Annotated in this window: 11 protein-coding genes, 1 tRNA gene and 1 pseudogene; 7 read left to right on the forward strand and 6 right to left on the reverse strand. The window is 36.1% G+C overall.

Annotation, left to right across the window (positions count from 1 at the left end):
- Positions 1–388: 388 nt before the first annotated feature.
- Positions 389–541, forward strand: coding sequence for an SsrA-binding protein (locus ES765_RS08400; RefSeq protein ID WP_138113164.1), 153 nt, complete (start codon positions 389–391; stop codon positions 539–541).
- On the opposite strand, the gene ES765_RS08405 is transcribed toward ES765_RS08400, so the two are convergent.
- Positions 538–1,050, reverse strand: a complete 513-nt coding sequence (locus ES765_RS08405; protein WP_138113166.1) for an adenine phosphoribosyltransferase — start codon at positions 1,048–1,050, stop codon at positions 538–540. The two genes, ES765_RS08400 and ES765_RS08405, sit on opposite strands and share 4 nt — an antisense overlap.
- 75 nt (positions 1,051–1,125) lie before the next feature.
- Here ES765_RS08405 and ES765_RS08410 point away from each other — a divergent pair.
- Positions 1,126–1,199 (forward strand) — tRNA-Arg (locus ES765_RS08410).
- Positions 1,200–1,687: 488 nt separating this feature from the next.
- Here ES765_RS08410 and ES765_RS08415 read toward each other — a convergent pair.
- From ES765_RS08415 to ES765_RS22685, 3 genes are all read right to left on the reverse strand, one after another.
- The gene (locus ES765_RS08415) at positions 1,688–2,605 is read right to left on the reverse strand and encodes a hypothetical protein (RefSeq protein WP_138113168.1); all 918 of its coding nucleotides are present in this window, start codon (positions 2,603–2,605) and stop codon (positions 1,688–1,690) included.
- Positions 2,606–2,760: 155 nt separating this feature from the next.
- On the reverse strand, positions 2,761–2,925 hold the full coding sequence (locus ES765_RS21710; protein WP_171017260.1) for a hypothetical protein: 165 nt from the start codon (positions 2,923–2,925) through the stop codon (positions 2,761–2,763).
- Positions 2,926–3,484: 559 nt separating this feature from the next.
- A complete protein-coding gene (locus ES765_RS22685; protein ID WP_317131403.1) occupies positions 3,485–3,727 on the reverse strand; it encodes a hypothetical protein in 243 nt (80 codons plus the stop codon).
- A 310-nt stretch (positions 3,728–4,037) separates the two neighbouring features.
- On the opposite strand from ES765_RS22685, the gene xerA reads away from it, so the two are divergent.
- The 3 genes from xerA to ES765_RS08435 all read left to right on the forward strand — a co-directional run bounded on the left by xerA (position 4,038) and on the right by ES765_RS08435 (position 7,898).
- On the forward strand, positions 4,038–5,129 hold the full coding sequence (xerA, locus tag ES765_RS08425; RefSeq protein WP_171017262.1) for a site-specific tyrosine recombinase/integron integrase: 1,092 nt from the start codon (positions 4,038–4,040) through the stop codon (positions 5,127–5,129).
- 102 nt (positions 5,130–5,231) lie between these two features.
- Positions 5,232–5,987 (forward strand): SDR family NAD(P)-dependent oxidoreductase, encoded by a 756-nt coding sequence (locus ES765_RS08430; protein ID WP_138113170.1) that lies wholly within the window; start codon positions 5,232–5,234, stop codon positions 5,985–5,987.
- Between the two features lie 234 nt (positions 5,988–6,221).
- Positions 6,222–7,898, forward strand: coding sequence for an amidohydrolase (locus ES765_RS08435; protein ID WP_138113172.1), 1,677 nt, complete (start codon positions 6,222–6,224; stop codon positions 7,896–7,898).
- A gap of 260 nt (positions 7,899–8,158) precedes the next feature.
- Here ES765_RS08435 and ES765_RS08445 read toward each other — a convergent pair whose 3' ends face one another.
- Positions 8,159–8,353, reverse strand: coding sequence for a hypothetical protein (locus tag ES765_RS08445; RefSeq protein ID WP_138113174.1), 195 nt, complete (start codon positions 8,351–8,353; stop codon positions 8,159–8,161).
- Between the two features lie 387 nt (positions 8,354–8,740).
- On the opposite strand from ES765_RS08445, the gene ES765_RS08450 reads away from it, so the two are divergent.
- A complete protein-coding gene (locus tag ES765_RS08450; protein ID WP_138113176.1) occupies positions 8,741–9,238 on the forward strand; it encodes a hypothetical protein in 498 nt (165 codons plus the stop codon).
- A gap of 86 nt (positions 9,239–9,324) precedes the next feature.
- Here the strand turns inward: ES765_RS08450 and ES765_RS08455 are convergent.
- A pseudogene (locus ES765_RS08455) lies at positions 9,325–9,555 on the reverse strand (group II intron reverse transcriptase/maturase); the annotation flags it as partial.
- 71 nt (positions 9,556–9,626) lie between these two features.
- Between ES765_RS08455 and ES765_RS08460 the strand changes: the two are divergent.
- The gene (locus tag ES765_RS08460; protein ID WP_138113178.1) at positions 9,627–9,893 is read left to right on the forward strand and encodes a transposase; all 267 of its coding nucleotides are present in this window, start codon (positions 9,627–9,629) and stop codon (positions 9,891–9,893) included.
- The last annotated feature ends 289 nt before the right edge of the window (positions 9,894–10,182 follow it).

Below are 10,182 nucleotides of genomic sequence, written 5' to 3' on the forward strand. Positions count from 1 at the left end.
AAATAAAGACGTTCATTTATTACAAATTTAAATGAAATAGTAAAATACACTATACATACGAAACTAAATCGTAGAGACTAAATTATATAATAAAACCATAACCATTAAATCAATTACAAATCAGCAGCTAGTTTCATTAAATTAACAAAATTACCTTGCAATAGATAGTAGGCTATAATATCTTACCTAGACCTTTATATGAATATCAAGTTCAACCCACTAAAAAAACGTCATGATAGCATTAATAAAACTATTCATAGTACTAATTTTAACCATAATCATAACATTAGGATTTTAATAACGCCAACATTCACACGTGTAGTGTAACGAGGTATAGCCATCTGCTCAAACGCATCTTAATTTATGTACTTTTACTTAAATTACTACCTTGAAAAAAGCAATCTACAAAGTACTCGCCAAGCTTAATAAAGCTCTTTTACCTTCGTACAGTAGGCAACAATTAGATGTATCTAAAGCAAGTAAAATGCAACTAGCACTTATAGGTTGGCGTTATTATGTAACCAAAAATGCGCTTGACTAGAACTTTAAAAGTGATGCTACCGGATAGTTACTAATTTTTGACATTCCTTCTAAAAAAGGAAGTTCTATTAAAAAATTACATTGAATTATTTCTCCCCCTAATTTCTCAACCAATTTACATGCTGCGTTTGCAGTTCCGCCAGTTGCCAAGACATCATCATGTATGAGCACCCTATCCCCTTTTTCTATCCCATCAATATGAATTTGGAGGGTATCTGTACCATATTCTAAATCATACGTCTCGCTCAGCGTAGTAGAAGGTAATTTTCCTGGTTTACGAATAGGAACAAAACCGGCTTGAAGTCTTTCTGCTAGTAATGGCCCAAAAATAAATCCCCTACTCTCCATACCAACAACCTTATCTATTTTTTGATCATTCAATAATTCAATGAGTGCATTAGTGGTTTCTTTTAATGCTTTAGGGTTTTGTAATAATAAAGTTATATCCTTAAAAATCACCCCTTGCTTCGGAAAATCGGGCACATCTCTAATTAAGCTTCTTAAATCCATTTAATATTGTGTTCTTAATTTTGTGGTAAATGTAAAAAGAAATATATTTGCACCCCGTTAAGGGAAATATTAAATGGCCTCGTGGCGCAACTGAATAGCGCACTTGATTACGGCTCAAGAGGTTACTGGTTTGAATCCAGTCGAGGTCACTAATAAACCAGTACATCCCAAAGCTTTTTGGAATTGCTGGTTTTTTATTTGCAGAAAATTTGCAGAAAAAAATTGTTTTTAGAATAGAGATAATAGTTTGGAAACTAATTACTAATATTTCAAGTCGTAATTTTTACAATTGATTTTATAATTACTCTTTTCTTAAAAAAGATAATTAAAGAAAAGTTTTTAGCTTTGGGTTCAAATCCCGCCTCGAGTACCAAAACCCTTGTTAATCTTCTGATTTTCAATGGATTTTTATTTTTGTAGATTTATTTCCCCCATATATTCCCCGTAATTGACGATTAGCAGCTATTTAGGATATGAAATTATATGATTTTAATTCCCAACCCAAGAGGGGGAGCAGATAAAGTCCAGTAAGCCGTATGCTTACTGGACTTTTGTTTTTGAGAAACTTTTTTATCCCAGTTTATTTATTTTCTAATTGGAACGGCACGCTTATGTAACAATACATATGGGTTAATAACTAATTACTCCTACTGCGCCAAGGAACCCATTGAGCACCAAGGCAGTTATTTTTATACCGATCATCGTAATCCAAAATTTTAAGTAAAGCCAAGTCGATATACATTACTGCTAACTTTAATGCTTGAAATCTTGCAAATGGTCCAATTTTTTGAATTTTCTCCCTATTTTTTACATGTGCATGAACTAAAGCATTTCTAACATAAACAATTGATTCAGGTCCATCATTTATATCCTGTCCTTTCATTACGATTGTTAAATCTGTAAGTTCTTTTGGAATCTCCTTAGTTATCGAACATGAAGATAATATCAATCTTATTTTGTTTGACGCACTTAAATTATGAGAATCCTTACCTTTAATCAGTCCATTAAGTTCTACCAACCACCAATTGTAAATTAACTCTAATGTAGATTGTGCCATTATTAGTCTGGTACCTGAAGAAAGTTCAGGTGAATTTCCTTCACAATACCATTTAATGGAAAATATCAAGAAATCCTTTGCATCTTTTTGTGTCCATAAAAACCAAAATTTCCACCATATCTTTTCTATTTGTTCGCTTTTGAAATCTGTTAAAGCCCATGAATGGGTACTTTGATATGATTCATTAATGTGTCGTGTATAGTCTTGGAATACTACTTCATTATTTAATTTTCCTTTTAAAAACAAAGTTCCAACACGTCGGCCGTTCAAAAAGGAAAAAAATGTATTTAGTGCTATACAAATCTCTTCAGCTTGTTTGTAGGGGGTTGGTTTTTTAAAATCAATTTTACCATTGTAAAGCAGTACATACCCACCAGATGAGTGTAACTTTTTTTGGAGTGCTTTGTAGTTCTTTCTTTTATCTATGGTAACATTAAAGTTTTCATTAGTGAATGAGATTCGTCCAGATATTGTGCTAGCACCTTTTTCTGTTTTCAATTGAAATGTATCGCCCCAAAAGGATTTTAGGTTTGGTATAGCAAACCCAAGTTCATTTATTTTGGACTCTTTCTTACCTAGAATTGGTCAGATAATGGGGTATTCTATGGTTGTCTTAGATAAAGTATTACGGCAGGCACTAATAAGTGAAATGATTACTCCAGATAGTCTATGGTTACTAATGGTTGGCGTTGTTGGTTGCTACTGGTAGGTATAAAGGTAGGCACTAACAAGTAAGATGATTGCCATGGCAGATAATAGGGTAGTCTATGGTTGGTAATGGTTGCCCAAGGTAGTCTCTGTTGGTAATCTGATTCCATTAAACTGGAAATGTACTAGTCTATTGTGGCAATGGTTACCACTGCCGTAAAATGGCAGATAATATGGCAGTTTATTATTGGCAATGATAATCAATGTTGGGATTGTGTTTGCCACGGCAGATTTTATGGCAGTCTGCTGTTGAGTCTCGGGTAGATAATATACATACTTTGGGTAGGCAATAAATTATTTCGGGTAGGCAGAGGGTAGAACGGAGGGTAGGTAAAAGTAATTTCAACAATAAATTGTGGGTAAGTTCTGGATATCAACGGTTTATATAATAGTTGCTTCGGGTAGGCACAGGCTAGGTAATGTATTTAGCTTGGGTAGGTAATATATTAAAGAAGGGAGGGCATTAGGGCATTTCCTGGTTGGCAATGGTTACCTATGGTTTGTTTTAATGTGAAACCTGCAATCCAATAGTCCAGTTCTTATATCGTCAAATTATAGTTTATTAAAACTTATGAGACTATTTTTCGAAGACACGTAATATCGTAAAAAATGAAGGAAATAAATGTTAACTATAGTGTATTAAGATATATCAAATTACCTGATTTAGTTTTAAATATTAAGTTTTGGATTCTTATCCATATAGTCCTGCCAAGTGACTAGCACATATTTGTCCTTCCCGTTTTCTAATTTCTTTAGAAACCCATATTCATAAATAAAAAGATACACCTCTCCTTTTTGATTTTTCCAATAGTGGGTGAAGAATTTTGGGTCAAATCCTAACTCCAATAATACACTGCTTCGTATGGTTACCTTGCCGCCTTTGTTGTATTCTTTTAGAATCTTCCGGTTCAATTTCAATTGATTGTCCACTTTATTATAGAAGCGTTCCGGGTTTTGTTTTTCCTTTTGGTATTGGTAGGCACTTTTGCACTATAAGTCACAATATTTTTTATCCGTTCTCCCTGTAAGTTGCTTTTTACAATACAAACATTCATGCTGTAATCTCATCTCTATAAATTTAAGTGAATGCCTATACGAACATTATTCGCTTAATGTACGATTAAATCAATTCTATCCTATAAATTTCAATTTTATTGTCTAATTCAATCTTATGGATTCTTCTTATAAACAACATATTAAGTCTATAACCCTATATCATCTTATGATCAACGATACCAAGATGATTGGTATAAAATTTGATTCCGATAAAGTTATTCATGCCCTTATAAAAAGTATGTCCGCTCCAAAATGGAGCAACAGGTATAAAATGGTTTATTTGCCCAATACCAAACAGAATCTGGATGAAATTTATAACGTTTTTAAAGGTGTTGTTTGGATAAACTACAATCGATTTTTAACAAATAAACCAATACATACGAATAATGAAGCATTGGATGTTGCCTGGTTTCGAAAAAGAAAGACCATCCCTAATTACAAGCATTGTCCTGAAGAATATCTGTTAAAGCTTGAGCTTAAACGATACTCCAATAATACGGTTCGTATCTATGTTCCCTTTTTTGAAATGTTCATTAACTTCTATAACGATAGGGAGCTGAAAACTTTGGATGAAGTTGATATACGGGTCTTTCTCCAGCATTTGATACAAAGAAAATTGTCCAATTCCTATATTAACCAAGTTATCAATGCCATTAAGTTTTATTATGAAGTGGTACTTGGAATGCCTCACAGATTTTATGACATTGAACGTCCACGCAAAGAGTATAAGCTTCCAAAGGTAATTTCCAAAGAGGAAGTTCTAGCAATTATTAAAAACACCAATAATATAAAACATAAGTGTGTTGTAGAACTTCTATATGGTTCGGGTTTGCGCAAGAGCGAACTTTTAAATTTAAAAATTAATGATATCGATAGCAAACGTATGCTAGTCCGTGTAGAAAATGCCAAAGGCAATAAGGATAGGCACACATTACTGTCTAAAATAGCGTTAGATGATCTAAGAATATATTTCAGGGAATACAGGCCAAAGGTGTATTTATTTGAAGGGCAAAAGGGAGGAAAATATAGTGGCGAGAGTGTCCTAAGAATTGTAAAAATGGCAACAGAAAAAGCACGAATACGTAAAAGTGTATCTCCACATATACTCCGCCATAGTTTTGCTACACATTTATTGGAAACAGGTGTTGATCTGCGTCAAATTCAGGTACTTTTAGGACATAGTTCTAGCAAAACGACCGAAATCTACACCCATGTAGCCACAAATACTTTTAAGACAATAAAAAATCCACTAGATTAGTCCTACTAATAAAATGGAAATAACCGTATTCATACGTATATCAGTACGTTGCCGCCAATACATTGAGAACTCAATCAATAAAACAATATTAATAAAACACTTATGAATTTAGGACTAAAAGGGAAAAATGCAATAATTACGGGAGCGAGTAAAGGAATAGGAAGAAGTATCGCATTAACACTTGCAGAAGAAGGCGTAAACGTGGCTATTTGTGCGCGTGGCAAAGAAGCCCTCCAAAAAACAAAAAATGAACTTCTTGAAAAAGGAGTAAAGGTTTTTGCACAGACCTGCGATGTTGGCGATACAGAACGATTCAATTTATTTCTTGATGCTGTAAAGGATGAGTTTGGCAGTGTAGATATTTTAGTCAATAATGCCTCGGCGCTCACTATGGGTGATGAATACCAAGATTGGGAAGCATCTGTTCAAATTGACCTGATGGCAAGCGTAAGAGCAACAAAAAAAGTTGTTCCTTGGATGATGGAATCTGGTAGTGGTAACATTTTATTTATTTCATCTGTATCCGGTCTAGAATCGGGATCTCCGCCAGCGTATGCCGCTGCAAAAGCAGCGCTTATCAGTTATTCAAAAACAATGGCTGTTCAGTTGGCTCCGCAACACATTCGAGTCAATACCATTGCGCCAGGTGCAGTTGAGTTTGAAGGCGGGCTTTGGGAAATGATTAAAGAAAATAACCGCCCATTTTACGATATGGCAATCGACGCGAGTCCTTCAGGCAGAATGGGAACACCAGATGAAATTGCAAAAGTCGCCACCTTTTTAGTTTCGCCCTGTGCCAGTTGGGTTACTGGAACATGCCTAGCCATAGATGGTGGATCACATAAATCGAATTTCTAACAATCAAATAATGCAATTAACTCCACATTTTGTTATGAGTACCTATCAAAAGATTCATAGTTCTATATAAATATAGTACTGGCGGCAACACCGTATAAAATTAATTGCTAGTACAAGCTTACTTACGATAATCCTCGCGAATTTTCTATTCGGTTTGTATTTGCTAAATTAGGTACTTAAACAACGCAACTAATATTATACCAACACGTTATGCTCAACCTCAATAAAACTCAAATGAAAACAAAAGAAACTGCTGCTCGATTATTTGTACTTTTTGTATTAGCTGTACTGACCGCTTCATGTCAAGATAAAATACAAAAAGCTGATCTTGTAATTACCAATGCTATTATTTGGACTGGCAATGAAAATGAGCCGAGGGCTGAGGCTATGGCTATATCTGGTGATACTATTCTTTCGATAGGAAGCTCTCAAAAAATTTCAGAATTTATCGGAAAAAATACAGAGATCAGAGATCTGTCTGGGAAATTTGTTACACCTGGTTTTATTGATAGTCACGTTCACTTACTAACAGGAGGATTTAACCTGAATTCTGTTCAATTGAGAAATGCTAAAACTCCTGCGGAGTTTATCCAAAAAATTGAATCATTTGCCAAGACAGTCCCAAAAGGATCATGGATTCTTGGAGGAGATTGGGACCATGAAAATTGGAGTGGTGAGCTACCCACTAAAGAATGGATTGATGGAGTAACTAAAGATAATCCAGTTTTTATTACCAGATTGGACGGACATATGTCTTTAGCAAATTCCATTGCTTTAGAATTAGCCGGAGTAACCAACCAAACTCCCGATATTGATGGCGGAGATATAGTAAGAAATACAAATGGTGAATTAACTGGTTTATTAAAAGACAATGCCACTGATTTAATTTGGCGATTTGTTACCGAGCCCACAGAAGAAGAAAAAGAACAAGCCTTAATGGCAGCGATGAAGTATTTGTCTTCAAACGGGGTAACCTCAGTTCACCACATGTCAGCAGCATGGCATTATTTAGTGCTTAAAAAAGCACGAGCAAATGACAAGCTTATTACTCGTATCTATGCTATGTATCCGCTTAGTGATTGGGGAAATTTAAAAAAAGAAATTGACATTAATGGAAGTGGTGACAACTGGTTAAAAATTGGGGGATTAAAGGGGTTTGTGGATGGGTCATTAGGTTCACACACAGCTGCATTCTTTGACCCCTACTTAGACAAATCTTCTGATAATGGCTTATTCGTCACTCCAATAGACAGCATTTATAAATTTGTGAAGGCTGCTGATAAAGAGGATTTTCAGGTCATGATTCATGCCATTGGTGATAAAGCTATTCATAATCTGCTCAATACATTCGAAAAAATTCAAAAAGAAAATGGTAATAAGGACAGAAGATTCAGAGTTGAGCATGCTCAGCATATATCTCAAAATGATATCAAACGATTTTCACAACTTAATGTCATACCGAGCATGCAACCTTATCACGCAATCGATGACGGGAGATGGGCAGAAAAATTGATTGGTTCGGACCGAATCAAAACAACCTATGCTTTTAAATCATTGCTTGATGAACAAGCAAAATTAGTATTTGGAAGCGATTGGTTTGTTGCACCCCCAATACCATTAATGGGCATTTATGCAGCCGTAACTCGTAGAACCTTAGATGATAAAAATCCTGAAGGTTGGGTTCCTGAACAAAAAATAACAGCAGTTCAAGCACTGATAGCCTATACAAAAAATGCAGCTTATGCCTCATTTGAAGAAGATATAAAAGGTACACTGGAGTCTGGGAAATTGGCAGATTTTGTAATTATTAGTGAAGATTTAACAAAGGTTGACCCAGTAAGGATAAAAGATTTAAAAATTTTAGAGACCTATGTAGGCGGCAAAAAAGTTTATGATATTCAAGATCATTAAAAGAAGAGCATAATCGAGAGGATGGCTCCGCCATCAAATGACGGAGTGCACCCCTCACACCACCGCACATACGGGTCTCGTATACGGCGGTTCGCAATCCATCTTTTCAATCGCTCTTTACACCAATCGAAACTATTCTGTACTTTTTTAAAGGGCTACAGATTTTCTGGGGGTTGCCCATTAACGAAAATCAATGCTCCCTGAATAATTTCCAGAAGGACTGCGTTCAGTCCTTCCCCACTTGTGAGACCTATGCAGTTTTATGCAACTCGTTTCTCGTGGGTACTATGACCTCGGCTGACTTCTCTACTTAACCAACTCGTGGTTGTAGAGACCTCCCCAGGTAAGAGCGTCTTCTTTCTTCTGATCCCTGCCTTATCTACTATTTCGGTTATCACTTTACGTGTTTTGGACTTTACAATGATGTGCTTGCTTATCCAACCTAATAGCCTCATATAAGGTTCCTGTTCGTCAGTACCAGAATTTGTAGTCCTGCTTTCTTCAGATGTAATCTCACGATTACCACCCTTGCAGCTTACTAATGGTTCAAGGCGTTACCCCTGCCCATAAGGGACTTGCACCCTTTAAATGAATTAGCTACCTTTCTGTAGCTAAAAGACGCCCATACTGGGCACACACACAGTATATAGCAAATAGGGCATTCGGTGGTTTATGAAAATTCAGTGCAATTTACAAATGCCGCCAAACCGAAAGTTTATTGCCATATACTGCCCTACTTGCCATATACTAAACGTTAGCCACAATATAATCAAACCTTGAAAATCAATTATTTACTTCGAGTTTCTGTCATTCTACTTCTGTTCATAAACTGTGAGCGGAAAGTGAAACCGACTGAAAGCTCTAAACCCTATATCTCGGAATTGGATTTGAAAACCGATTTAGCGGATTTTACAACCAAAATGACGAAAAAGGACACGATAAAAATCATTGCTAACTTAACAATGGAATATTGGGTTCGCCAAGATGAATTGGAATTAACAAAAATCAATGACCGCATTCGATTGAAAACAACCATACGTGAGGACACAACATTTGAACTGAAATTCGAAATGCGGACAAATGATTTACCGAGAATAACCTTCCAAAACAAAACTTTCGGATTTGAAAAGCATTTTGCGGACCAAGTTGAACGGACAAAAGGAGGAGACAAATACCAATGGATTTATAAAATAATCAATCAAAAAGATACATTGACTTTTCATACCACAGATTTGGGAGATAAAGGATTAGAACTTCAAAATTATTTTAAATTTATGCTCGGACTTTATCCAGACGAAAAGGAATTTAAGCCATTAGAAGTGATAGAAAAAACGGAATGAATACTGTGGCTAATCGAGTAGACGGGTCCGCCCCTAGTTAGGAACGGACTGCGCCTCTCACACCACTAAGCGTACGGGTCTCGTACTTAGCGGTTCAGTAATGATGCAGTTTTGTGGTATTCGACTAAACTTATATAACCCCTCATTTTTAATCGTTTTACGGTTATTGTAGTTCCCAGTATAGGGCTTTGGGCTATTGCCCATCCTCCCATTCTTGTTCGACTCCAAGCGTATGCCTGCCCCATTGAAATCCCTAACCGTATTAAGTTTTTACGCTTTCGGTCGGGCTTTTTCCAATGATGCTGTAGGCTTCCCCGTCTTGTAGGCTTCCCCATAAGTAGGACAGTTAATAATTCGAATTTACTAACTTTAAATTCAAACTGTCATCATGAAAAGCAGCAAGTTTAGCGAGAGCCAGATTATTAAAGCTCTAAAGGAAAATGAACAAGGAAGGTCGGTAGGAGATGTATCGAGAGAGTTAGGTATTGACAAAAGCACATTTTATTACTGGCGCAAGAAGTACGGAGGTATGGAACAGCAGCAGTTAAAACGTTTGAAGGAACTTGAAGAAGAGAACAATAAGCTCAAACAAATGTATGCCGATGTCAGTCTTGACAATAGGATGCTAAAGGACGTATTGTCAAAAAAGTTCTAAGGCCTTCCGATAAGAGAGTTCGGGTAAAGTATCTCATCAAAGAATATTTGGTTTCCATCGTACGTGCGTGTAAGGTCGTAGGTTTAAGTAGGTCGATGTGGTATTACCAGAGCAAAAGAGACGACAGTGAGGTTATCGATAAGCTGACCGAGCTGGCCGAAACTTATCCCACTAGAGGTTTTGATGAGTATTATCACAAGATCCGTCGAGAAGGCCTAAAATGGAACAGAAAGCGTGTATTGCGAGTATATCGGGATATGAAGCTCAGTCTTAGGCGTAAACATAAGAA

Source organism: Maribacter sp. ACAM166, from assembly GCF_005771495.1.
In the GTDB taxonomy this organism is placed as follows: Bacteria; Bacteroidota; Bacteroidia; order Flavobacteriales; family Flavobacteriaceae; genus Maribacter.